Origin of the sequence: Streptococcus oralis (assembly GCF_022749195.1) — a bacterium.
GTDB classification, from domain to species: domain Bacteria; phylum Bacillota; class Bacilli; order Lactobacillales; family Streptococcaceae; genus Streptococcus; species Streptococcus oralis_CI.
Map to the genome: position 1 here is coordinate 1,371,451 of NZ_CP094226.1, position 21,770 is coordinate 1,393,220.

Annotated in this window: 25 protein-coding genes and 1 pseudogene; 5 read left to right on the top strand and 21 right to left on the bottom strand. The window is 41.8% G+C overall.

Annotated elements, in window-relative coordinates:
* Positions 1–81: 81 nt before the first annotated feature.
* The 3 genes from murT (at position 82) to MP387_RS06720 (ending at position 3,417) form a co-directional block, all read left to right on the top strand.
* Positions 82–1,425, top strand: coding sequence for a lipid II isoglutaminyl synthase subunit MurT (gene murT, locus MP387_RS06710; RefSeq protein ID WP_242745854.1), 1,344 nt, complete (start codon positions 82–84; stop codon positions 1,423–1,425).
* Positions 1,425–2,207, top strand: coding sequence for a lipid II isoglutaminyl synthase subunit GatD (gene gatD, locus MP387_RS06715; RefSeq protein ID WP_000263163.1), 783 nt, complete (start codon positions 1,425–1,427; stop codon positions 2,205–2,207). The genes murT and gatD overlap by 1 nt, the downstream gene beginning before the upstream one ends.
* Positions 2,208–2,334: 127 nt before the next feature.
* Entirely contained in the window at positions 2,335–3,417 is a 1,083-nt protein-coding gene (locus tag MP387_RS06720; protein ID WP_242745855.1) for a M24 family metallopeptidase, read from the top strand.
* 40 nt (positions 3,418–3,457) lie between these two features.
* On the opposite strand, the gene MP387_RS06725 is transcribed toward MP387_RS06720, so the two are convergent.
* From MP387_RS06725 to MP387_RS06800, 16 genes are all read right to left on the bottom strand, one after another.
* Positions 3,458–3,919, bottom strand: a complete 462-nt coding sequence (locus tag MP387_RS06725; RefSeq protein WP_084937417.1) for an ECF transporter S component — start codon at positions 3,917–3,919, stop codon at positions 3,458–3,460.
* Complete coding sequence (locus MP387_RS06730; protein WP_242745856.1) at positions 3,897–4,670, bottom strand: bifunctional hydroxymethylpyrimidine kinase/phosphomethylpyrimidine kinase; 774 nt, start codon at positions 4,668–4,670, stop codon at positions 3,897–3,899. Before MP387_RS06730 ends, MP387_RS06725 begins: the two co-directional genes overlap by 23 nt.
* On the bottom strand, positions 4,660–5,409 hold the full coding sequence (gene truA / locus MP387_RS06735; RefSeq protein WP_049479582.1) for a tRNA pseudouridine(38-40) synthase TruA: 750 nt from the start codon (positions 5,407–5,409) through the stop codon (positions 4,660–4,662). Before truA ends, MP387_RS06730 begins: the two co-directional genes overlap by 11 nt.
* A 97-nt stretch (positions 5,410–5,506) precedes the next feature.
* A complete protein-coding gene (locus MP387_RS06740; RefSeq protein WP_242745857.1) occupies positions 5,507–6,658 on the bottom strand; it encodes an MFS transporter in 1,152 nt (383 codons plus the stop codon).
* A gap of 112 nt (positions 6,659–6,770) precedes the next feature.
* The gene (locus MP387_RS06745; RefSeq protein WP_242745858.1) at positions 6,771–7,394 is read right to left on the bottom strand and encodes a Pr6Pr family membrane protein; all 624 of its coding nucleotides are present in this window, start codon (positions 7,392–7,394) and stop codon (positions 6,771–6,773) included.
* Positions 7,395–7,396: 2 nt separating this feature from the next.
* Positions 7,397–7,735, bottom strand: a complete 339-nt coding sequence (locus tag MP387_RS06750; protein ID WP_242745859.1) for a zinc ribbon domain-containing protein YjdM — start codon at positions 7,733–7,735, stop codon at positions 7,397–7,399.
* A gap of 209 nt (positions 7,736–7,944) precedes the next feature.
* Entirely contained in the window at positions 7,945–8,463 is a 519-nt protein-coding gene (locus tag MP387_RS06755; protein WP_000229893.1) for a Dps family protein, read from the bottom strand.
* Between the two features lie 188 nt (positions 8,464–8,651).
* On the bottom strand, positions 8,652–9,410 hold the full coding sequence (gene tpiA / locus MP387_RS06760) for a triose-phosphate isomerase (RefSeq protein ID WP_242745860.1): 759 nt from the start codon (positions 9,408–9,410) through the stop codon (positions 8,652–8,654).
* Positions 9,411–9,506: 96 nt separating this feature from the next.
* Positions 9,507–10,184, bottom strand: coding sequence for a DnaD domain-containing protein (locus MP387_RS06765; RefSeq protein ID WP_242745861.1), 678 nt, complete (start codon positions 10,182–10,184; stop codon positions 9,507–9,509).
* Positions 10,185–10,192: 8 nt separating this feature from the next.
* Complete coding sequence (gene metA, locus MP387_RS06770) at positions 10,193–11,137, bottom strand: homoserine O-acetyltransferase MetA (protein WP_242745862.1); 945 nt, start codon at positions 11,135–11,137, stop codon at positions 10,193–10,195.
* A 186-nt stretch (positions 11,138–11,323) separates the two neighbouring features.
* Positions 11,324–11,836: an adenine phosphoribosyltransferase gene (locus tag MP387_RS06775; protein ID WP_001049316.1), complete on the bottom strand. Its 513-nt coding sequence runs from the start codon at positions 11,834–11,836 to the stop codon at positions 11,324–11,326.
* Positions 11,837–12,011: 175 nt separating this feature from the next.
* Positions 12,012–12,701, bottom strand: coding sequence for a 50S ribosomal protein L1 (gene rplA / locus MP387_RS06780; RefSeq protein WP_001085675.1), 690 nt, complete (start codon positions 12,699–12,701; stop codon positions 12,012–12,014).
* Between the two features lie 97 nt (positions 12,702–12,798).
* Positions 12,799–13,224, bottom strand: a complete 426-nt coding sequence (gene rplK / locus MP387_RS06785; protein WP_001085808.1) for a 50S ribosomal protein L11 — start codon at positions 13,222–13,224, stop codon at positions 12,799–12,801.
* 122 nt (positions 13,225–13,346) lie between these two features.
* A complete protein-coding gene (ldcB, locus tag MP387_RS06790) occupies positions 13,347–14,063 on the bottom strand; it encodes an LD-carboxypeptidase LdcB/DacB (RefSeq protein WP_242745863.1) in 717 nt (238 codons plus the stop codon).
* A gap of 25 nt (positions 14,064–14,088) precedes the next feature.
* Positions 14,089–14,550 carry an HIT family protein gene (locus MP387_RS06795; RefSeq protein ID WP_242745864.1) on the bottom strand — a complete coding sequence of 154 codons (462 nt, stop codon included), beginning with the start codon at positions 14,548–14,550 and terminating at the stop codon, positions 14,089–14,091.
* A 1-nt stretch (position 14,551) separates the two neighbouring features.
* Complete coding sequence (locus tag MP387_RS06800; protein WP_242745865.1) at positions 14,552–15,589, bottom strand: M42 family metallopeptidase; 1,038 nt, start codon at positions 15,587–15,589, stop codon at positions 14,552–14,554.
* A gap of 139 nt (positions 15,590–15,728) precedes the next feature.
* Between MP387_RS06800 and MP387_RS06805 the strand changes: the two genes are divergently transcribed.
* Positions 15,729–16,280 (top strand): DUF1307 domain-containing protein, encoded by a 552-nt coding sequence (locus MP387_RS06805; RefSeq protein WP_242745866.1) that lies wholly within the window; start codon positions 15,729–15,731, stop codon positions 16,278–16,280.
* Between the two features lie 318 nt (positions 16,281–16,598).
* Entirely contained in the window at positions 16,599–17,150 is a 552-nt protein-coding gene (locus MP387_RS06810; RefSeq protein ID WP_242745867.1) for a DUF1307 domain-containing protein, read from the top strand.
* 50 nt (positions 17,151–17,200) lie between these two features.
* Here the strand turns inward: MP387_RS06810 and brnQ are convergent, their stop codons facing one another.
* The 5 genes and pseudogenes from brnQ to MP387_RS06835 form a co-directional block, all read right to left on the bottom strand.
* A complete protein-coding gene (gene brnQ, locus MP387_RS06815; RefSeq protein WP_242745868.1) occupies positions 17,201–18,526 on the bottom strand; it encodes a branched-chain amino acid transport system II carrier protein in 1,326 nt (441 codons plus the stop codon).
* Between the two features lie 184 nt (positions 18,527–18,710).
* Positions 18,711–18,998 carry a rhodanese-like domain-containing protein gene (locus MP387_RS06820; protein WP_242745869.1) on the bottom strand — a complete coding sequence of 96 codons (288 nt, stop codon included), beginning with the start codon at positions 18,996–18,998 and terminating at the stop codon, positions 18,711–18,713.
* Positions 18,995–19,585 carry a uracil-DNA glycosylase family protein gene (locus tag MP387_RS06825; RefSeq protein ID WP_242745870.1) on the bottom strand — a complete coding sequence of 197 codons (591 nt, stop codon included), beginning with the start codon at positions 19,583–19,585 and terminating at the stop codon, positions 18,995–18,997. Before MP387_RS06825 ends, MP387_RS06820 begins: the two co-directional genes overlap by 4 nt.
* Before the next feature lie 53 nt (positions 19,586–19,638).
* Positions 19,639–21,039: a dipeptidase PepV gene (gene pepV / locus MP387_RS06830; protein ID WP_242745871.1), complete on the bottom strand. Its 1,401-nt coding sequence runs from the start codon at positions 21,037–21,039 to the stop codon at positions 19,639–19,641.
* 12 nt (positions 21,040–21,051) lie between these two features.
* A pseudogene (locus MP387_RS06835) lies at positions 21,052–21,656 on the bottom strand (nitroreductase family protein).
* Between the last annotated feature and the right edge of the window lie 114 nt (positions 21,657–21,770).

The window sequence follows — 21,770 nt, forward strand, 5'->3', positions numbered from 1 at the left end:
GCGGCTAGCTTCCTAGTTTGCTCTTTGATTTTCATTGAGTATCAAAACTGTCTTTTCCCTCTTTTATGATATAATAGAAACATGAAATTAAAAACTACTTTGGGCCTTCTTGCTGGGCGTTCTTCTCACTTCATTTTGAGCCGTCTTGGCCGCGGAAGTACGCTCCCAGGAAAACTCGCCCTTCAATTTGATAAAGATATTTTACAAAATCTAGCTAAGAACTACGAGATTGTCGTGGTCACTGGAACCAACGGGAAAACCCTGACAACTGCTCTCACTGTCGGCATTTTAAAAGAGGTTTATGGTCAGGTTCTGACCAATCCTAGTGGCGCCAATATGATCACAGGGATTACGACAACCTTCTTGACTGCCAAATCCTATAAAACTGGGAAAAACATTGCTGTCCTCGAAATTGACGAAGCCAGTCTTTCTCGTATCTGTGACTATATCAAGCCTAGCCTTTTTGTCATCACTAATATTTTCCGTGACCAGATGGACCGTTACGGTGAGATTTACACAACTTATAACATGATTTTGGATGCCATTCGTAAGGTGCCTACGGCTACTGTTCTCCTCAATGGTGACAGTCCACTTTTCTACAAACCAGCTATTCCAAACCCAGTACAGTATTTTGGTTTTGACTTGGAAAAAGGTCCAGCAAAGCTTGCTCACTACAATACCGAAGGGATTCTCTGCCCTGACTGTCAAGGCATCCTCAAATATGAGCACAATACCTATGCCAATTTGGGTGCCTATATCTGTGAAAATTGTGGCTGCAAACGACCTGACTTGGACTACCGTCTGACAGAACTAGTTGAGTTGACCAACAATCGCTCTCGCTTTGTCATTGACGGCCAAGAATACGGCATCCAAATCGGTGGACTTTACAACATCTACAATGCGCTAGCTGCGGTTGCCATTGCCCGCTTCCTCGGTGCAGATTCACAGCGGATCAAGCAAGGATTTGATAAGAGTCGCGCTGTCTTCGGTCGTCAGGAAACCTTCCATATCGGTGATAAAGAATGTACCCTCGTCTTGATTAAGAATCCAGTCGGTGCAACTCAGGCTATCGAGATGATTAAACTAGCTCCTTATCCATTTAGCCTATCTGTCCTCCTCAATGCCAACTATGCTGATGGGATTGATACCAGCTGGATCTGGGATGCAGACTTTGAACAAATCACTGACATGGATATTCCTGAAATCAATGCTGGTGGTGTTCGTCATTCTGAAATTGCTCGTCGTCTTCGTGTGACAGGATACCCAGCTGATAAAATCACTGAAACAAGCAATCTGGAGCAAGTTCTCAAGACCATTGAGAACCAAGACTGCAAGCATGCCTATATCCTAGCAACCTATACTGCCATGCTGGAATTCCGTGAACTGCTGGCTAGTCGTCAGATTGTTAGAAAGGAGATGAACTAATGGTTTATACTTCACTTTCCTCAAAAGCTGGCAACTACCCTTATCAGCTCAACATCGCCCACCTCTATGGAAACCTCATGAATACTTACGGGGACAATGGAAACATCCTCATGCTCAAGTATGTGGCTGAAAAACTTGGGGCACATGTGACGGTTGACATCGTTTCTCTCCATGATGACTTTGATGAAAATCACTATGATATCGCCTTTTTCGGTGGCGGTCAAGACTTTGAACAAAGCATCATCGCAGACGACCTACCTGCTAAAAAAGAAAGCATTGACAACTACATCCAAAACGACGGAGTGGTTCTAGCTATCTGTGGTGGTTTCCAACTATTGGGCCAATATTATGTTGAGGCTTCAGGTAAACGCATCGAAGGGCTCGGTGTCATGGGCCACTACACCCTCAACCAAACCAATAATCGCTTTATCGGTGACATCAAGATTCACAATGAAGATTTCGATGAAACCTACTATGGCTTTGAAAATCACCAAGGTCGAACCTTCCTCTCAGATGACCAAAAACCTCTGGGACAGGTTGTCTATGGAAATGGAAACAACGAGGAAAAGGTCGGCGAAGGGGTTCATTATAAGAATGTCTTTGGTTCCTACTTCCACGGACCTATCCTCTCTCGTAATGCCAATCTGGCTTATCGCCTGGTCACTACTGCCCTTAAGAAGAAATACGGTCAGGATATCCAACTCCCTGCCTATGAGGACATCCTCAGTCAAGAAATCGCTGAAGAATACAGCGACGTCAAAAGCAAGGCTGACTTTTCTTAAACTAAGGAAAATTAGATAAAAGAACTCCCCTATCTTGTCGGAGTTCTTTTTGCCTGTTCTTTTACCCTTCTCCCTTGCATTTTCTCTCATTTTTTGCCAAAATAGAGGGGTAGAAAGAAGGTAGCATATGTCTAAATTACAACAAATCGTAACATATCTTGAATCAGAAAAACTAGACGTCGCTGTCGTATCTGACCCCGTCACTATCAATTACCTCACTGGCTTTTACAGTGATCCCCATGAACGCCAAATGTTCCTCTTTGTTCTAGCAGATCAGGAACCTCTCCTCTTTGTTCCAGCTCTTGAAGTAGAGCGTGCAAGCAGCACTGTTTCCTTCAAAGTTGTGGGCTATGTGGACTCTGAAAACCCATGGAAGAAAATCCAAAATGCTTTGCCTCAGCACGACTTCAAACGTGTTGCTGTTGAGTTTGACAACCTCATCTTAACCAAGTATCATGGTTTGAAAACAGTCTTTGATACTGCTGAGTTTGAAAACCTCACTCCTCACATCCAACGCATGCGCCTCATCAAATCAGCTGATGAAGTGCAAAAAATGATGGTTGCAGGGCTCTACGCTGATAAGGCTGTTAAGGTTGGTTTTGACAATATTTCTCTTGATAAGACGGAAACAGACATCATTGCCCAAATCGACTTTGCCATGAAAGGTGAAGGCTATGAAATGAGCTTTGATACCATGGTCTTGACTAGCGATAACGCTGCAAATCCGCACGGAATTCCTGGTGCAAACAAAGTTGAAAGAGATGCCCTTCTCCTCTTTGACCTCGGTGTCATGGTTAATGGCTACGCCTCAGATATGACTCGTACAGTCGCTGTCGGTAAGCCTGACCAATTCAAGAAAGACATTTACAACTTGACACTTGAAGCCCAACAAGCTGCCCTTGACTTCATCAAGCCAGGTGTGACTGCACATGAAGTTGACCGCTCTGCCCGTGAAGTCATTGAAAAAGCTGGTTATGGTGAGTACTTCAACCACCGTCTCGGTCACGGTATCGGTATGGATGTCCACGAATTCCCTTCTATCATGGAAGGAAACGACATGGTCATTGAAGAAGGCATGTGTTTCTCTGTTGAACCTGGTATCTATATCCCTGGTAAAGTCGGCGTTCGTATAGAAGACTGTGGTGTTGTTACCAAGGATGGCTTTGACCTCTTTACAAGCACCAGCAAAGATTTGCTTTATTTTGATTAAATATAGACAAGCAAAAAGTCAGCTATTGAAGCTGACTTTTTTATTTTATCTTCTTGACGCTCTGAAAGACTACAAATCCCACAACCATTCCCAAGGTGTTTTGTAGGAAGTTTGGAAGTATTTCTGGTAAGGCTGCTGACCAGCCATTCATTAGAGTTGAGCCTAGAGCGTAGCCACTTACCATGACAATAGTAGCTAAGACTAAGCCCAACCATTGCCATTTCCCTTTAAAACCTGCAAAATATCCTTGCAAGCCATGGTTTACCAAGCTAAAGAACATCCACTGTGGAAAGCCTGATAAAAGGTCAAGCAGAAAAGCTGCTAGTCCTCCAACGACGGCCCCTTCTTTACTGCCAAAGTAAAAGGCAGTAAAGAAAATACCCGCATCCAAGAGAGTCAATATTCCTGTTGCCGTTCCAATTTTCAAGTAATAACCTAGAACCACAGAAAGGGCGGTTAAGAGGGATACAAGGGCGATTTTAGTTGTTTTGGTTTGCTTCATATTGTCTTACTCCATATTGATCTGCTTGTGCAATAGCACGGTAAACGAAAGCTTTCGAGCTCTCTACTGCTGGTAAAAGTTCATCACCTTTAACCAAGTGGCTGGCAATGCTTGAGGCAAAGGTACAACCTGCACCAGCATTTTGACCTTGGATAACAGGATTTTCTAGAACAGTGAAAGTTTGTCCATCATAAAAGACATCCACTGCCTTGTCCTGACTGAGGCGATTGCCTCCCTTGATAATAACTGCTGGCGCTCCTAAATCATGCAATTTCTGAGCTGCAGCTTTCATGTCTTCCAATGTTTTAATTTCCTGACCAGCCAATAATTCTGCTTCAGGAAGATTTGGCGTAATCACACTGACATGAGTGAAAAAACGAATCAACTCTTGGCAGAGCTCACTAACAGCCACGTCGTGCGTTTCCTTGCAGACCAAAACGGGGTCCAATACCACAGGCACTCTTGGACGTTGCTTGATAAAGTCCAAGGCCTTCTCAGCCACACTGACAGTAGGAAGAAGGCCAATCTTAATCCCTGCAAACTCGACATCACGCAAGCTATCCAATTCATGTTGAAAAATGGCATCGTCAGTTGGAAAGACTTCAAACCCCTTCTCTGTCAAGGCTGTCAAACAAGTCACTGCTACAAAACCATGCAAACCATTTAAGGTATAGGTAGCCAAATCAGCTGACAAACCACCACCACTAAAAATATCATTCCCAGAAAGGGCTAAAATACGATTATTCTTCATAACGAATCTCCTTTAAATACAAGCCATTCGGTGCTGCTGTTGGACCTGCTAGCTGCCTGTCCTTCTTCTCCAAAATCAAGTCAATCTGCTCAACTGGCATTCGATTATTTCCGATTTTGAGTAGCGTCCCCACCATATTGCGAATCTGCTTATACAAGAAACCATTCCCTGAAAAGGTAAAGGTCAAAAACTGCCCTGTCTCATCAACACTAAGACTGGCTTCTGTAATGGTCCGAACCTTGTCCTCTACACTGGTTCCAGATGCTGTAAACCCTGTGAAATCATGGGTTCCTTCTAATTTCTTGACAGCCTCCTGCATCCGCTCCACATCGAGGGGATAGGGAAAGTGAGTAGCATAGTGACGGCGCATCGGATTTTTAGGACGTCCCCTATCTACTATAAACTCATAGGTCTTGCTGTGCTTGGCATAACGGCAATGAAAATCATCCGCCACAATCTCAATCGAAATCACATCGATATCTTCTGGAGATTGGGTATCCAGAGCAAAACGGAGTTTTTCCTCATCCATCTGATAGGGCAGATCAAAATGAATGACCTGTCCCAGAGCATGGACCCCACTATCCGTCCTACCAGCACCGTGAACAGTGATGGCTTGCCCCTTATTGAGTCTCGTTAAGGTTTTTTCGATTTCCTCTTGAACGCTCCGCGCATGAGGCTGGCGCTGAAAACCGGCAAAGGCAAAACCATCATAAGAAATAGTTGCTTTATATCTTGTCATAACTTCTATTTTATCAGGAAATAAAAGTGTAAACAAGTTTAAAAACCGATAATTGTCTGGGTACAAATATCAAAAAGAAAAACTTAGGAAATTAATCCTAAGCTTTCTTTTGAAGTGCATACATAACAAAGACAGAAGTGACAATCAACCAACATCCTAGAATGTTGAAGACCAACATACCGTTTTGAGTCACCAAGCCAATCGCCCCAAGAATGAAAGGTGTCGTAAAGGCTCCAAAGCTGCATCCTAGCACTGCAAAAGATGTTGCCTGATTAAGGAGCTTGGCTGGGATTCTTTCAGAAAGAAGCTGAAAGACAGTGGTCAAGGCCACACTGTAGGAAAAACCTGCCACAACACTTCCAACTACCATCACACCCAATGACGGAGACAAGGCAATCACAATCTGCCCCAATCCAAAGGTGATACCTGACCAAAGGAGCAATCTTTCTTTAAATAGAGAGATAAAGAAAGAAAAACTCACACCTGCCAAGATACCAATCAACTGCATAATACTTAAGACCAAGCTCGATAACTGGGCATCCCCTAGACCTCTTTCCACCATCAGACTAGGAATACGAATGGTGATAGCTGTGTTGGTGCAGACAACAACTGCTGCTTCGACAGCCAATAGAAAAATTAATCCTTTCATCTTTCCTGTCAAACGAGTCGTTTCGGTCTCTTTTTTCTTTGTTTCTTTCTTTTCTTTCCCATAAGGGACAAAGAGCAGATAAAGAATCAATACTAAAAATCCCGCACTGTAGGCCAAGAAGGTCACTGTCCATCCCAAGGATAAGAGTTGACCGACCACTAGAGTCAAAATCGACGCCCCGACAACTTCTGCTGATCCGCGAAGCCCCAACATCTGGATCCGTGTCTTTCCATGATAGCGTTCGCTGATGATGGAAATGGCCTTGGCATTGATCATCCCAACACCCAAGCCAAATAAAATCCGCATCGCAAAGACAAAGTTGTACTCCTGATACCAGAAGGGGGCTGTTCCTCCTATAGAGAGGATGAGAAGCCCTAGACTAATCTGAAGACGCTCAGGAAATAACCGCTCCAAAAACCCATTTAAAACCAGCATAATCATGATTCCAAAAGAAGGAAGACTGACCAGGAGCTCGATTTGTTCTTTTGGGTAGCCTTGATAGTAGTCAAACATGGCTGGCAGAGCACTTGAGATGGAGAAGGAGGTAATCAAAACGAGGGAGAGGGCCAAAATACTAGCCCGTTCTAAATATTGTTTCATGAATTTTCTTTCTATATATTTCTCACTGTTTATCCTTTTAAAAGGAAGATGGCAAGAAAAGAAGGAGCCCGATTGAACTAGAGACTCCGTCCTAACTTTCCTAATAGGAAGACTATTTTCGCTTGATTTGCTTGATCAGATAGAAGATGAAGCCTGCAACCATATACACCGCAAAAATGATCAAACACCATTTGATAACCACGTCCCAACCCTTGTTCACATTTAAAAAGAAATAAGGGAAGGGATTGTCCTTGGAATTCGGAATATTGAGTTTTAAGACCAAGCCGTTAAACAAGGCAAAAATCATATAAACCAAGGGTAAGATGGTCCATAAGACTGGATCCCAGATCTTGTATTGACTCCGTTTATCGAAGAAGAGGGTATCGGCTAAAAACCAGAGTGGAACGATATAGTGGCAAAGGAAATTTTCCACACGGTAAAAGTCTGTCGCAATCGGAGCAAGCATAAAATGGTAAATCACACAGGTAATCATGATACTCATGGTAACGCCACCCTTGAGACGAAGCAAGGTCGGACTTTGCCAATTTTCACCTGAACGGCTCATCACACGGAGCAGATAGCCCGTGAAAATCGTTACCAAAAGATTGGACAACACTGTGTAGTAAAGGAGCATACCAAAGCCACCGTGCTTGGTAATTTCTAAATAAACTCCTGTAAATGCCGCTAAGAACAAGAGCACACGACTATAAAAGATAAATTTATAATTCAGTTTCATGGCTAGATTTTCTTAACAAATTCTGACTTGAGTTTCATAGCTCCAAAACCATCAATCTTACAGTCGATGTTGTGGTCACCTTCTACGATACGGATATTTTTAACGCGAGTTCCTTGTTTCAAATCCTTTGGCGCACCTTTTACTTTCAAGTCTTTGATAAGGCTTACAGTATCGCCGTCAGCCAATTTATTTCCATTGGCATCGATAGCAACAATACCTTCTTCTACTTCTGCAACTTCTGCAGGGTTCCATTCATAGGCACACTCTGGGCAGACCAAGAGACTTCCGTCTTCGTAGACATATTCTGAATTACATTTTGGGCAATTTGGTAAGTTGTTCATAAGTCCTCCTTAAACTAACAATTATTCTTTAAAATTCATATGTTATTGAACAGCAACTATTATACCGTAAAATCCTACTTTTGACAATGTGTCCTAAGTCCAGCAGACAAAAAAATCATGTAACTTTTTACAGTTACATGACTTTTAAAAGATGATTGATCATAGGCACTTATCAAGCGCCTCATGATAAAAGGGGTAGCAACTATATTTTACAAACCAGGAGCTTGTCCAAGTTCTGCTGCAAGCATCCAAACTGTTTTCTCAAGTTCAGCCTTAGCACCAACAAAGATATCGTTTGTAACATCATCGCCTTCTTCATCAGTCACATCCAAAGCTTTTTGGAAAAGAGTGATGAGGTAGCGATAAATCGCTAGAACACGTTCCAAGCTTTCTTCAACGTTACGGAATTCTCCTTCTTCTTCTTCGATTTCACTGTGTTGAAGGAACTCTGTCAAAGTTGAGTAAGGTTTGCCGCCAAGGGTGATCAAACGTTCGCTGATTTCGTCAAGATAGCCATCAAGGCTGTCCATGTATTCATCCATTTTTGGATGCCATACGAGGAAACCACGACCACGCATATACCAGTGTACTTGGTGAAGGGCAATGTGAGCCACATACAAGTCTGCTACTGCTTGGTTCAATACTTCCTTTGTTTTTGCCAATGCTACTGGCGCTGTTTTAGATAATGTTGTAACGTCTTTTACTGCTTCTTTTTTCAATTCAACCATATTTCTTACCTCTTTCTTTTTTTATAACCACCTTATTAGTGGTTACAATATAAGTATACTACTACCAGAAAACGATAGCAAGGAAAGTGTACTATCTGAGAAAAGTTGTAATAGACTGATAATTTAAGAAAAATATATGACCTCTATAAAAAAAGACAGTCTTAGAAGACTGTCTGGAATAAATTAGATTATTTTACAAAGTCAAGCAATGCCAAGAAGCTTTCAGCTTCAAGTGACGCACCACCAACAAGGGCACCGTCAACGTCTGGGCAAGCCATGTATGAAGCAACGTTCTCAGGTTTAACTGAACCACCGTATTGAACACGAACTTTGTCCGCAACTTCTTGACCAAAGTCAGCAGCTACAACATCACGAACGACTTTACACATTTTTTGTGCATCGTCTTGTGAAGCTGATTTACCAGTACCGATAGCCCAGATTGGCTCATAAGCAATAACTGATGCAGCAACTTGTTCTGCTGTCAATCCAGCCAATGCAGCAGATACTTGAGCACCTACAAACTCAGCAGCTTTACCAGCTTCGTAAGTTTCAAGTGACTCACCACAACAGATGATTGGAAGCATACCGTTTGCAAAGATTGCTTTTGCTTTTTTGTTGATATCTTCGTTAGTTTCATGGAAGTAGTCACGACGTTCTGAGTGACCGATAACAACGTAGTCAGTACCGATTTCTTTCAAAACTTGTGGGCTAGTTTCACCAGTGAAAGCACCTGCATTTTCAAAGTAGCAGTTTTGAGCAGCAACTTTAAGGTTTGAACCTTTAGCAGCAGCAAGAACAGCTGTCAAATCAACTGCTGGAGCTGCGATACCTGCTTCAACAAGGTCTGATGAAGGAAGTTTTGATGCAACGGCTTCAACGAATGCTTTTGCTTCTTCTGGATTTTTGTTCATTTTCCAGTTACCAGCGATAAATGGTTTACGTGACATTTCACATACCTCTTTTTTCATTTTATTCACTATTATTCTATCATATTTATAAGGAGCTTGCAAACCTTACTCTAATTTTCAAGATTTTTCAAGCGACTAATCTTGCCACAAATTCATGGCATCGAGGAAATCAGCCGAAGCCTGAACTTGTTTGGGATTGTTGGCTTCTCGCTCTGCTCGTTTGGCCTCTACCTGTGCCACAGACTGGATACCTTCATGACGCCAGTTTCGTAGGATTGCCTGAATATATTTCCAGTTTGGCTTGCCATTGAGAACGGCCTCTCGAAGAGCCTCCTTGATCAAATCCGCCTTAACTCCATCTTCTTTGACAGTCTTAGAAAGATCCTCGATTTCAAATGGTGTTAATAAGCGTCCCAATTCCTGCTGAAAAGTTTCAACCAGATCCTTCAACTGATTCTGCGGATTTGGGGCAGTTGTAGCTGGAGTTTGGTTGTCTAGCAAGCTATCCAAGCGTTCAAAAGCCAAACTAGCATCAAAAATCAGCTCAATTTCCCCATTTAGTTCAATGGTCCGATATTGTAGCAAACCATTTTCAGTCAAATTCGAAATAGATTGGTTGACATCTGCCACCTCTTTCCCAATGATTTCAGCAATCTGACTAGGCGAAACATCTCCTAGGGCTGTGGTATTTTGTAAATAGAAAAATTGCCAGACCAGAAAATCTTCGCTGGAAGGAAAGAGTTCCTTAAAATGCAAGAGCAGGGCACTTGGCAAAACCAAGTTCCCTGATTTAAAAGCGTCAAAATATGTCATAATTCCTCTTATAGATATCCAAATGCAGCCGCATCATCCTCTACCTTTCTCCAGTCAAAAGGGGTTTCTTGATAAACTGCATAGTTCACCCAATTGCTGAAAAAGAGGGCAGCTGATGAAGACCAACAGAGACAGGGCGTCTCATTTACATCATCATTTTTAAAGTAGTTCTCTGGGATATGAGGTTCGAGTCCCGCCTCATAATCACGAAAATACTCTCTTGCCAAAGTGTCACGATCGTACTCCAAATGACCAAAACTATAAATCTCACGCAAATCTCGACTAGCTAGGATAGAAACCCCAACCTCAGGACCTTCTGACAGAATCTCCAGATTGGTCTTGTTTAAGATTTCTTCTTTTAAAATCTCAGTATGACGAGAATGAGGAGCTACATAGCGATCATCAAAACCTCTAAAAAGAAGGTGCCCTTCTTTCAAGGTGTCCTGTGGGTAAATACCTGATAGTTTCCGATCCATCTGGTGCTTTTCAACGCCATAGCGAACATAAAGACCTGCTTGTGCTCCCCAACAGATATGGAGGGTTGAAAAAACATGCGTCTTGGACCATTCGATGACCTGCTTGAATTCTTCCCAGTAATCTACCTCCTCAAAAGGCAAATGCTCCACTGGTGCTCCTGTGATAATCATTCCATCAAAAAAGTCATCCTTGACCTCTGGAAAGGTCTTATAGAAGGTTTCCATATGTTCAGCCCGGGTTGTCTTGGAACGATGTGTTTCCATATATAAGAAATCAATATCTAATTGCAAAGGGGTATTAGCCAAATGTCGCAAGAGTTGCGTTTCTGTTACCATCTTTTGAGGCATGAGATTTAAAATCAAAATCTTTAAGGGGCGAATATCCTGATGAGCGGCCCTTTGGTCATCCATAACAAAGATATTTTCTGTCCTTAAAATCTCCACAGCTGGTAATTTCTTATCAATTCGAATCGGCATAATACCCTCCTAACAGTTCTCTATTTCGGGAATGATGTTGTCTGTTTGAAAGTAAAAACCTCCAAATACTTCTTCCCTTTATTATACTGTATGAAGATATAGTTTTCAATTATAGTTTTTCTCTAACTAGCTATAGTTAATTTATATAGCAGATGAAGAGAAAACAGCCCCAAGGACTGTTTTTCATTAATAATGCATAAGTACCTTGTAATCGTAGTCTCCGATTTTTTCACGGCCTTTAAGCTCATCCAACTCAATCAAGAAAGCACAACCGGCTACAACTCCACCAAGTCTTTCAATCATCTCAATCGTTGCCTTGACAGTTCCACCTGTTGCCAAGAGATCATCTACGATGAGAACACGTTGACCTGGCTTAATCGCATCAGCATGCATGGTCAAGGTATCAATACCGTACTCTTTCTCATAATCAGCAGAAATGACTTCACGTGGCAATTTTCCTGGCTTACGAACAGGTGCAAAACCAATTCCCAACTCAAAAGCAACTGGGCAACCAACAATAAATCCACGAGCCTCTGGACCCACAATCATGTCGATCTTCTTGTCTGTTGCATACTGAACGATTTCACGAACAGCGTAGCTATAAGCGTTTCCATCTGCCATCAAAGGGCTAATATCACGGAAGGTAATACCTTCCTTAGGATAATTTTCAATCGTTGCGATATAATCTTTTAAATTCATCTTTTTCTTTCTTTCAAAGTTTTTACTCTCTATTATACCACATTTTTTGTGAAAGAAGAAGAGGAAAAGCACTATTCTATTGCTCCATCAGGCTATTAATGGAGTTATTTTCCCTGGTGTGAACTTATCATCAAAAAAACGAGCACATTCGTACTCGTTTTTAAAAATCTGTTAATTAAAGTGAGTTTACGTCAACCTTGATACCAACACCTTGAGTAGTTGTGATAGTCAAGTTTGTTACGTAAGTTCCTTTAGCTGTAGCTGGTTTTGCTTTTTGGATTGTTTCGTTGAAAGCTTTGAAGTTTTCAACCAATTTTTCAGCTTCAAATGATACTTTACCGATGATTGCTTGAACGTTACCTGCACGGTCTGCACGGTAAGTAATTTTACCACCTTTAGACTCTTCAACTGCTTTAGCAACATCCATTGTTACAGTACCAGTTTTAGGGTTTGGCATCAAGTTACGTGGTCCAAGGACACGTCCAAGACGTCCAACAAGAGCCATCATGTCAGGTGTAGCGATAACTACGTCGAAGTCCAACCAACCGTCGTTGATTTTTGCAACAAGGTCATCTTCACCAACAAAGTCTGCACCAGCAGCTTTTGCTTCTTCAGCTTTTGCACCACGTGCGAAAACAAGAACGCGTGAAGTTTTACCTGTACCGTTTGGCAATACCATTGCGCCACGGATTTGTTGGTCAGCTTTTTTAACGTCGATGTTCAAGTTGTAAGCAACTTCTACAGTTGCGTCAAATTTTGCAAAGTTAGTTTCTTTTGCAAGTGCTACAGCTTCTTCTACACTGTATGCTTTTGTGCTGTCGATTTTCTCAAGAGCAGCACGAAGTTGTTTGCTTTTTTTAGCCATTTTCTATTCTCCTTGTAAGTGGTTCAATCGATTTTCATCTCCCACGTCACTTCTCGAAATGATGAAGTCTTGCGGGTTATATTGGGGGTGTTATTGATTAGTCAACAACAGTGAATCCCATAGAACGAGCAGTACCTTCGATCATACGCATTGCAGACTCAATGTTTGCTGCGTTCAAATCTGGCATCTTAGTTTCTGCAATTTCTTGTACTTGTGCACGAGTAACTGTAGCAACTTTAGTTTTGTTAGGTGTACCTGATCCTTTTTCAACACCTGCAGCTTTTTTCAAAAGAACAGCAGCTGGTGGTGTTTTTGTAACGAAAGTAAATGATTTGTCTTCGTATACTGAGATAACAACTGGAATGATCATACCAGCTTGGTCAGCTGTACGAGCGTTGAACTCTTTTGTGAATCCCATGATGTTGATACCAGCTTGACCAAGAGCAGGTCCAACTGGTGGAGCTGGTGTAGCTTTACCAGCAGGGATTTGCAATTTTACAAGTTTTTCGACTTTTTTAGCCATTTTTAAATCCTCCTTTGTGGTTTTGGCGGTAATTAGAGATTTTTACCTCCCACAAGTATGCTTTACACATACCTTTCTATTATACACTATTTATCTAAAAATGCAAGAGAAAAATCACTTTTTTAATCGACGTAATCGCCACCTTCAAAGCCATAGTACTCTTCCAAACTGAGACCGCTAGCAGCAATTTCTTTGGCTTCTTTTCCGACGTAGCGAAGATGCCATTCTTCTGCCATATAGCCAGTCTCTTTTTCCTTGCCTTTGAGATAGCGAACAACAAAGCCATAGTCAGCCGCATGATCCAAGAGCCACTGAGCCGCCTTCCCCTCTGTCACCAATTCTCCATTAGTCCCAATCAAATCAAAAGCAAGACCTGTTTGGTGTTCACTATAACCTGGGCGAGCCGAGTAGCGATCTGCTGCTTCCTTACCGTCTTGATTCACATAGTCTTGATAAAGTTTGGTTTGAGTTTCATAACTTCTAAAACCACTGTAGTGATCACTGATTGGGTAGCCAGCTGCTTGCATTGCTGCAATGAGCTTCAGCAACTCTGCTTTAGCTGTTGGATTTTCTCCTGGATTATAGTCTTTTGACAAAGGATAGTGCTTATTAGCTATGACGATTTCATCGTACTTCCCTTGAATACTATAATAGTCTCCCTTATTGACAACTTCTGCCTTCTTCTGACTAGAGGCTTGGGATTTGTTCCCTACAGTTCCTTCAGGTTGACTAGTTTGTTCCGTTTTTTGAGTATTTTCTTCATTTTTAGGTTTTTCTTGAGAACATGCTGCTAGGGTTACTGCCAGCAAACCAGATAAAACGATGTAGCTTTTTTTCATTTTTTCTTCCTCTTTTCTTTCTCTCTTAGACCATGTACTTCTCTAATTCATCGGATAAGGCTTTAATCATTTGTTCCAACTCATGGGATTTCACTTGGCAATCTTCTGCCGCCATTTCTTCCCAGGGTACCCACCAGACTGGGCCACGGCCATTAAGCCCATGCCCCTTCATATCACCTGACCGTCTTGGAAAGAGGTGCCAGTGAGCATGGGCATCTCCATTTCCTAGAAGTTCGATGTTCATCTTTTCAGCTTTAAACGTTTTGGCAACAGCTTCTTGGACCAAACTCATTTCCTCTAGAAAACGCAATTTTTCAGAAGTCTCCATATGGTGGAGTTCTGTGACATGCTCTTTTGCTAAAAATAAGGTATAGCCCTTAAAGTATTGGTGGTCTCCAATGACAACATAGCCTGTTTCTAGTTCTTTTACAAAGTAGGGATTTTCCCCTGCCTTGATCCATTCAATTCTTTGACAAATCAAGCACATATTAGTCTACCAATGCACTCTTGAGATAAGCGTCGACCATACGCTCAGTCGCCACTACTGAATCAATGTGTGTTCGTTCGTAAGAGTGACTGGACTCAATACCAGCTCCAAGGAGGGCATGTTTGACCTCTGCTCCTGCAGACATAGCCGCTGAAGCATCCGAACCGTAAAATGGATAAATGTCGAGCTTAAATGGAATATCTTGCTCCTTTGCCAAAGCCACTAAATGTTGACGGAAGTCATAGTGATAGGGACCTGAAGCGTCCTTGACACAGATAGACACTGTATATTCATTCGTCTGCTGGTCATCGCCCATAGCTCCCATATCCACAGCTAGATATTCCACTACCTGAGCTGGAATATTGGAGTTTGCACCGTGACCAACCTCTTCAAAGACTGAAAAGGCAAAATGAGTTGTTACTGGCAACTCAATTCCCTCTTCCTTATAAACACGAAGAAGATTGAGCAAAATTGCTGCGCTGACTTTGTCGTCCAAGTGACGGGACTTGATAAAACCAGTCTCTGTCACGACAGTACGTGGATCAAAGCTGATAAAATCACCGACCTCAATACCCAAGGCGCGCGTTTCCTTTTCATTGGTCACTTTTTCGTCCAAACGCACTTCCATATTGTCCTGCGTACGTTCTGCAGTTCCTGCATCCTTGTAGACATGACAAGAAGTCTGGTGGATGAGGATGCTCCCAGATACCTTTTTACCTGTGCTAGCCACATGAACCGTACAGTTCTCCCCTTCAATCATGTTCCAAGGGAAACCACCGATACGATCTAATTTGAGACGACCATCTGGTTTGACTGCACGAACAATAGCACCCAGCGTATCCACATGGGCAGTCACATAGCGGTGTTGGTCATCATTTTGACCTTTAATGGTCACATTGACACCGCCCTTAGCTGTACGAACCGGCTGGTAACCAAGTTTCTCTAAAGTATGGACTAGATAGTCTGAGATCTCACGAGTAAAGCCTGTTGGAGATGCAATAGCGGTTAGTTCTTTGATATAGTTTATAGTCTGATTCATTTCTTCACCTCTTTCCTACCATTATAACATTTTTCTAGTCAGACTCCTTCTCAAAAGGAGAAAAACTGTGTTTAGTTGCTTTCACTATAGATCCATGTTATAATACAAATACTTTGATTATGAAAGGAAAGTAACAAATATGAAATCATACTTTAAAGCATCACTAGCCCTTGTGGCTTCACTTGTTCTCCTGCTCGGATGTTCCAAACAAGCATCAACACCTGTAAACAGCAGTTCTAAAGAAGACACAACAACTCAGTCAAGCGAGACTAAACAAAGCACTGAACAATCATCTGAAAAGAAAGAAACAACTAAAACACATACCTTTGTAAACAAAAATAATTCTGGAATCACTTCTACCTTGGTTTATACTGTAGAGGGGAACAATGTTATCATGCAAACCGCTCAAAATGTTGCTGATCCTGAAATCCTTGGTGCAACTCCAGAAGATGTCAAGAGTTTTATTGAAGAAAAGTACAAAGGTTATAATGGACTCAAAGGTGTTAAACAAACGATTGAAATCAAAGATGGAAAAGTTGTTCAAAATCTAGAAGTTGACTTCTCAGTTGCAAGCATTAGCGAACTTAGAAAAGCACTTCCTGAAGAATATTCTGGTATCGGCAATCGTGTCAGTTTCTCAAACTCTAAAAAAGCACTGGAAAAAATGGGATTCACAGAAAAGACGAACTAATCTCCCAAAATTTCATATAGACTAGTGTAGGTCCACCCCAAAAGTTAGACACAACTCTAACTCTTGGGGTATTTTACTATATTCCTAACTGATGAGTCCAATAGATTCCTCCAAATCCCATAAAAAGTGCATTTAAAACTTCCCACCCTTATAAAGCCATACGATAAAAGATATTTGAAACAGATAGAGACAAAACTTTAATCGTCAGACTAGTTTCTGTTCATTATCATGTCAGTTCAGATGAAAGGGTAAGCCTAGTTGATTTTGAAGTAGAATCATGTTATAATACAAAATACTTTGATTATGAAAGGAAATTCTATGAAAACTTATGTTAAAACTTCACTAGCCCTAGTGGCTTCACTTGTCCTCCTGCTCGGATGCTCCAAACAAGCATCAACACCTTCTAGCAGCAGTACCAAAGAAGATAAAACAACTCAGTCAAGCGAGACCAAACAAAGCAGCCAACAATCATCTGAAAAGGAAGATGAGACAGAAACCCACACATTTGTCCACAATAGCAAACCTGGAATTCATTCTACCTTGACGTATACTGTAAAGGGAGATGACGTTGTAAAACAAACTGTTCATAATGTATTTGACCCTGAAAAACTTAATAATACCGCGCAAGGTATTAAGGAAATTGTTAACGATACTTATAAAGGTTATGAAGGGGTCAAAGGGGTTACACAAAAAGTTGAAATTCAAGACGAAAAAGTTATCCAAAACATCGAAGTTGACATGACTGTCGCAAGTCTCGACGAATTGAAAAAAGCAATGCCGAACGAATACTCTGGTATTGGAAACCGTGTAAGCTTTGCTGCTTCGAAAAAAATGCTTAAAGAAGCTGGTTATACCGAACAAACCAACTAATGAGTCGTGTTCATACAAAAAATTCTTGGTCAATGACCAAGAATTTTTTTTTATTCCATCTCAAAAACATCACTCTCTTGTTTGTTTGGTAGAACCAATGAAAGCAAGATTCCGATAATAGCTGGCACTAGCCATGGAAGAGAGGCTGACGCAAACGGAAGGGAATTAATCAGATGTTCTAGAAACTCAATTTTAAAGGAACTTCCAAGGACACTTGCAAGCGCAATAGCTGTAACAAGCCCAATGGTTAACTGCATGCCCGGTTTTGATAGGGCGACAAACTTATTCACAATCACGATCATCACAATGGCGATGGTGATTGGGTACAAGATTACCAGTACTGGCACTGAGTACTTAATGATCGCATCAAGACCAAGATTTGCAATAGCAAATCCAATCAAGGTAAAGGCAGTTGCATAGGCCTTGTAGCTGATTTGTGGGAAACGTCCGTTAAAGAACTCTGCTGTCGACACAATCAATCCAACTGTCGTTGTGAAGCAGGTTACAGTTACCATAACAGCAAGGAAGAGTTGAGCTGTTGAACCAAAGATTTCCTGAGTTGCTTGCGACAAGATATAAACACCTGGTGTTCCACCCTTCATCACTTCTGCTGGTACTGGGAAGTGATTTCCAAGGAATCCTAAACCAATGTAAAGAGCGCTAAAGGCAAGAGCTACAACGATACCAACCACCCAAATAGTTGAAATGTATTCTTTCTTACTGGAGAATCCAAGTTGTTTCAAGGTTTGAACAGCAATCACACTAAAAGCCACTGAGGCAAGGGCATCCAAGGTGTTATAACCTTCCAGGAATCCTGTACCAAAGGCAGAAGCTTGATAAGCAGCTGAAGCTGCTTGAGGGCTTGTTCCACCATATTTGAAGGCACCTAGTACAACCAAGATAACGATCAACAAAGCAAAGACTGGCGTTAAGATGCGTCCGATTCGATCCAAGATTTTTGATGGATTGAGCGAAATCAAATAAGCCGCTGCAAAGTAAAGCACAGTAAAAACAATCAAGCCAAGACCTTTATTGGCATCCGACAAGAGGGGGCTAATCCCAACTTCATAAGCTGTTGTGGCTGTACGCGGAATGGCAAAGAAGGGACCAATCGATAGATAGAGAACAGCAAGATAAAGCGTCGCAAACCAAGGTGAGATTTTCTTAGAAATCTCGTGAATGTATCCTTTCGGGTTTAGCGTTCCAATAATAAGTGTCAAGACGGCAATACCGACACCTGAAAAGACAAAACCTGCGATGGCAGGAAGAAATTGTTCTCCAGATAGGGCACCTAGAGAAGGTGGAAAAATCAAGTTTCCCGCACCAAAAAATATTCCAAACAGGAGTAAGCCTGTTAGGGCACCTTTTTTAGTCATAAAAATCTCCTTCATATTTCTAAAATACTGACCTAGTATACCATGATTAAGACTCTGAAAAAAGTATCCAAAATTAATCATTGAATGTTTTCAATATTTTAAAAAATAAGAATTATCTAAAAACAAAATCCCTCACTCAGTTGGAACCGAGCAAGGGAAAATTAGGTTCTATCGCTATATAGCTTTAAAGATTTTCAAAGGCTGTCATTCCACCTTGGACATTGACAACGTCATAACCCTGTTCAGCTAGAAATTGACAAGCACGCGCTGACCTCATCCCAGATTTGCAAATGACATAATGCAACTGGTCCTTGTCCAATTGATCATAGATATCAGCTAATTGACTAAGTGGTAGGTTCTGAGCACCTTCTAAATGAAGCGTCTCGAACTCTTCTACTTCTCTCACGTCCACTAGAAAAAGTTGCTCATTTTGATAAAGCTGGTAAAATGCATCGAAGGCTATTTCTTTCATTCTTTTTCTCCTAAAATGGTTTTAATTCTTTTTTTCAACTCTGGCACCACTTCTGACTCAAACCAAGGATTCTTAGCCATCCAGATTTGATTTCGTGGTGACGGGTGCACCAGAGGGAAAAATTCTGGTAAATAGTCTTTGTAGTGTTGCACCCGCTCTGTCACCTTGCCACTGACTTTCTCCTGTAAATAGTAAGCTTGGGCATATTGCCCAATCAAGAGAGTTAATTGGATATCGGGCAACTCTTGCAAGAGTTGTGGGTGCCATTTTTCGGCAAAGCCTTTACGGGGGGGAAGGTCGCCCGATTTTCCATGTCCTGGGAAATAAAAGTCCATGGGCAGAACTGCAAAATAACCTGAATGGTAAAAGGTGTCTTCATCCACACCTAGCCACTCACGCAAGCGATCGCCACTCTTATCCTTCCAATAAATCCCAGCTTCTTGCGTTTTAAGCCCAGGAGCCTGACCGACAATATTGATGCGAGCAGTTTTTGGCGCCGCAAAGAGAGGTTCGATTCCGCGTTCTGTATAGCTGGTATTCTGTGGATCTGCCATAATGGCTTGCTCGATTCTTTCGATTTGAGACATCTGTTTTCCCTCCAAAAAGAAGTCCAAGCATAACATCTCAGACTTCTATCGTTTTATTTGATCAATTCATAAATAGCTTCGGCATAGATTGCTGCTGCTCGGAAGAGATCGTCCAAGGCGATAAATTCGTTGGCTTGGTGCATGGTATCGATTGAGTCCGGGAACATGGCACCGTAGGCAACTCCACGTTCCAGCAAGCGACCAAAGGTTCCACCACCAATGACTTGCTCGTGACCTTGGAGACCAGTTTGTTTTTCATAGACATTCAACAAGGTTTGCACAAGCGGATCTTCCATTGGCACATAGTGAGGGGTGTGACCGTGTTCAGAAAGGCTAACAGAAGCAACTGGCAAGTTTTCAAGAACTGACTTGATTTGCTCTGGGCTTGTTCCTTTTGGATAACGGAAGTTAAGAGCAATGGTATTGTCAGCACTTGTTGCATCAAAGCGGAAGACACCGGCATTCATAGAAAGGGCACCCATCTTTTCATCCACATGAGCAACCTTGAGATTTGTACCCTCATGGTCGTTCAAGAGAATCTTACCAGCGATGTCGAGGTAGTCTTTTGCAGGTCCTGCAAAGTCAAACTGACTGAGGAAAAGGGCAAGGTAGGTCGCACCATTGACACCTGATGCAGGCATAGCACCATGAGCTGATTTACCAATTACAGTCACCTTGTACCGACCGTTCTCTTCTTGAATTTCTCCTCTGAGTTTGTGTTCTGCAACAAAGGCATCTAGTTTAGCTTGCAAGTCAGCCAAGTCACCTGAAACGACTGCTGTTGCCGATTCAGGTACCATGTTTTCACGCAATCCACCTGTGAAGCTGTGAAGACGAGCCGCACCTGTATTTTCACCTACAAAATGGAGGTATTCCGTGATATTTCCTTTTTCACCATTGATGATAGGGAATTCAGCGTCTGGAGAGAAACCAAAGTCTGGTTTCGCAAGTCCTACGTGCTCAAAGTAGTAGTCCATGTCTGCCCAGCCTGATTCTTCGTCTGTTCCGACGATGAAACGAACTTTCTTAGAAGTTGGAAGGCCCAATTCTTTGATGATTTTCAAACCATAGTAACAAGCTGTTGTAGGCCCCTTGTCGTCTGAAGCTCCACGCGCATAGAGACGACCGTCTTTGATAGTTGGTGTATAAGGGTCTGTATCCCAACCGCTACCAGCTGGTACTACGTCCATATGGGCAAAGATTCCGAGAACTTCTTCTCCATGACCAAATTCGAAATGTCCAGCATAGTTATCGACATTTTTAGTTGGATAGCCATCACGGTCTGCGATTTCAAGGAATTTTTCCAAGGCTTTTACTGGCCCAGGTCCAAATGGATGCTCAGCATCGGCCTTGCTATCGTCACGTTCGGAGTTGATTTCCAAAAGGCTAAACAAGTCAGTCAAGAGGTCTTCTTTACGTTTTTCTACTTCTGCTGTAAAATCAATTGCTGTCATTTTTTCTTCTTTCTATCTTTTTTCGATAATTTCATCCACTGGCAAGCGGTAGCTTGGTTCCAATTTTTCGTCTGTGTAACCTACCGTAATCAAGAGTTCTGGACGGAAACGGTCTTCGATATCCAAAACTTCGTTGGCTTTTGATTTGTCAAATCCAAGGATAATGTTAGAACCGATTCCTTGGTCTGTAAGAGCCAAAACCAAGTTCATGGCAACCAAACCTGCATTGAGTGCTAGGTAGTCGCTGACCTGTTGTTCACTGTAACGCGCAAACTCAGCAGGCAAATTCTTCATAAAATATTGAAGTTGCTCTTCAGAAAAGTTATTAGCGCCGCCAACTCGGGCAATCTTACGGGCACGTTTAGCCAGGTCTGTATCTGTAAATAGGGCAATGGTTACAGGTGCTGCTGATACCTGCTCAAAGTTCGAACCATAAGCCAATTTTGCCAATTCAGCATTTTTCTCACGAACAACCACAAACTTCCATGGCTGGCTGTTGTGGGCACTTGGGGCCAAGGTTGCGATTTCGATAGCCGTACGCACATCTTTGGGATCTACCGGTTTATCAATAAAATGCTTAGTTGCATGACGTTTTTTATTTAATCAAGAAATTTCATAATCGATTTCCTTTTCTAATTCTACTGCATCCATTCTACCATAATTTGAAAGAGCTTGCAGAGATTTTTTATGATTAAGATTTTTTATCGTAGACATAAAAAATATATATTGGT

What these genes read in the sequence shown, in the direction of transcription:
- murT (WP_242745854.1), top strand. Translation starts at nt 82, where the DNA reads ATGAAATTAAAAACTACTTTGGGCCTTCTTGCTGGGCGTTCTTCTCAC.
- gatD (WP_000263163.1), top strand. Translation starts at nt 1,425, where the DNA reads ATGGTTTATACTTCACTTTCCTCAAAAGCTGGCAACTACCCTTATCAG.
- MP387_RS06720 (WP_242745855.1), top strand. Translation starts at nt 2,335, where the DNA reads ATGTCTAAATTACAACAAATCGTAACATATCTTGAATCAGAAAAACTA.
- MP387_RS06725 (WP_084937417.1), bottom strand. Translation starts at nt 3,919, where the DNA reads ATGAAGCAAACCAAAACAACTAAAATCGCCCTTGTATCCCTCTTAACC.
- MP387_RS06730 (WP_242745856.1), bottom strand. Translation starts at nt 4,670, where the DNA reads ATGAAGAATAATCGTATTTTAGCCCTTTCTGGGAATGATATTTTTAGT.
- truA (WP_049479582.1), bottom strand. Translation starts at nt 5,409, where the DNA reads ATGACAAGATATAAAGCAACTATTTCTTATGATGGTTTTGCCTTTGCC.
- MP387_RS06740 (WP_242745857.1), bottom strand. Translation starts at nt 6,658, where the DNA reads ATGAAACAATATTTAGAACGGGCTAGTATTTTGGCCCTCTCCCTCGTT.
- MP387_RS06745 (WP_242745858.1), bottom strand. Translation starts at nt 7,394, where the DNA reads ATGAAACTGAATTATAAATTTATCTTTTATAGTCGTGTGCTCTTGTTC.
- MP387_RS06750 (WP_242745859.1), bottom strand. Translation starts at nt 7,735, where the DNA reads ATGAACAACTTACCAAATTGCCCAAAATGTAATTCAGAATATGTCTAC.
- MP387_RS06755 (WP_000229893.1), bottom strand. Translation starts at nt 8,463, where the DNA reads ATGGTTGAATTGAAAAAAGAAGCAGTAAAAGACGTTACAACATTATCT.
- tpiA (WP_242745860.1), bottom strand. Translation starts at nt 9,410, where the DNA reads ATGTCACGTAAACCATTTATCGCTGGTAACTGGAAAATGAACAAAAAT.
- MP387_RS06765 (WP_242745861.1), bottom strand. Translation starts at nt 10,184, where the DNA reads ATGACATATTTTGACGCTTTTAAATCAGGGAACTTGGTTTTGCCAAGT.
- metA (WP_242745862.1), bottom strand. Translation starts at nt 11,137, where the DNA reads ATGCCGATTCGAATTGATAAGAAATTACCAGCTGTGGAGATTTTAAGG.
- MP387_RS06775 (WP_001049316.1), bottom strand. Translation starts at nt 11,836, where the DNA reads ATGAATTTAAAAGATTATATCGCAACGATTGAAAATTATCCTAAGGAA.
- rplA (WP_001085675.1), bottom strand. Translation starts at nt 12,701, where the DNA reads ATGGCTAAAAAAAGCAAACAACTTCGTGCTGCTCTTGAGAAAATCGAC.
- rplK (WP_001085808.1), bottom strand. Translation starts at nt 13,224, where the DNA reads ATGGCTAAAAAAGTCGAAAAACTTGTAAAATTGCAAATCCCTGCTGGT.
- ldcB (WP_242745863.1), bottom strand. Translation starts at nt 14,063, where the DNA reads ATGAAAAAAAGCTACATCGTTTTATCTGGTTTGCTGGCAGTAACCCTA.
- MP387_RS06795 (WP_242745864.1), bottom strand. Translation starts at nt 14,550, where the DNA reads ATGTGCTTGATTTGTCAAAGAATTGAATGGATCAAGGCAGGGGAAAAT.
- MP387_RS06800 (WP_242745865.1), bottom strand. Translation starts at nt 15,589, where the DNA reads ATGAATCAGACTATAAACTATATCAAAGAACTAACCGCTATTGCATCT.
- MP387_RS06805 (WP_242745866.1), top strand. Translation starts at nt 15,729, where the DNA reads ATGAAATCATACTTTAAAGCATCACTAGCCCTTGTGGCTTCACTTGTT.
- MP387_RS06810 (WP_242745867.1), top strand. Translation starts at nt 16,599, where the DNA reads ATGAAAACTTATGTTAAAACTTCACTAGCCCTAGTGGCTTCACTTGTC.
- brnQ (WP_242745868.1), bottom strand. Translation starts at nt 18,526, where the DNA reads ATGACTAAAAAAGGTGCCCTAACAGGCTTACTCCTGTTTGGAATATTT.
- MP387_RS06820 (WP_242745869.1), bottom strand. Translation starts at nt 18,998, where the DNA reads ATGAAAGAAATAGCCTTCGATGCATTTTACCAGCTTTATCAAAATGAG.
- MP387_RS06825 (WP_242745870.1), bottom strand. Translation starts at nt 19,585, where the DNA reads ATGTCTCAAATCGAAAGAATCGAGCAAGCCATTATGGCAGATCCACAG.
- pepV (WP_242745871.1), bottom strand. Translation starts at nt 21,039, where the DNA reads ATGACAGCAATTGATTTTACAGCAGAAGTAGAAAAACGTAAAGAAGAC.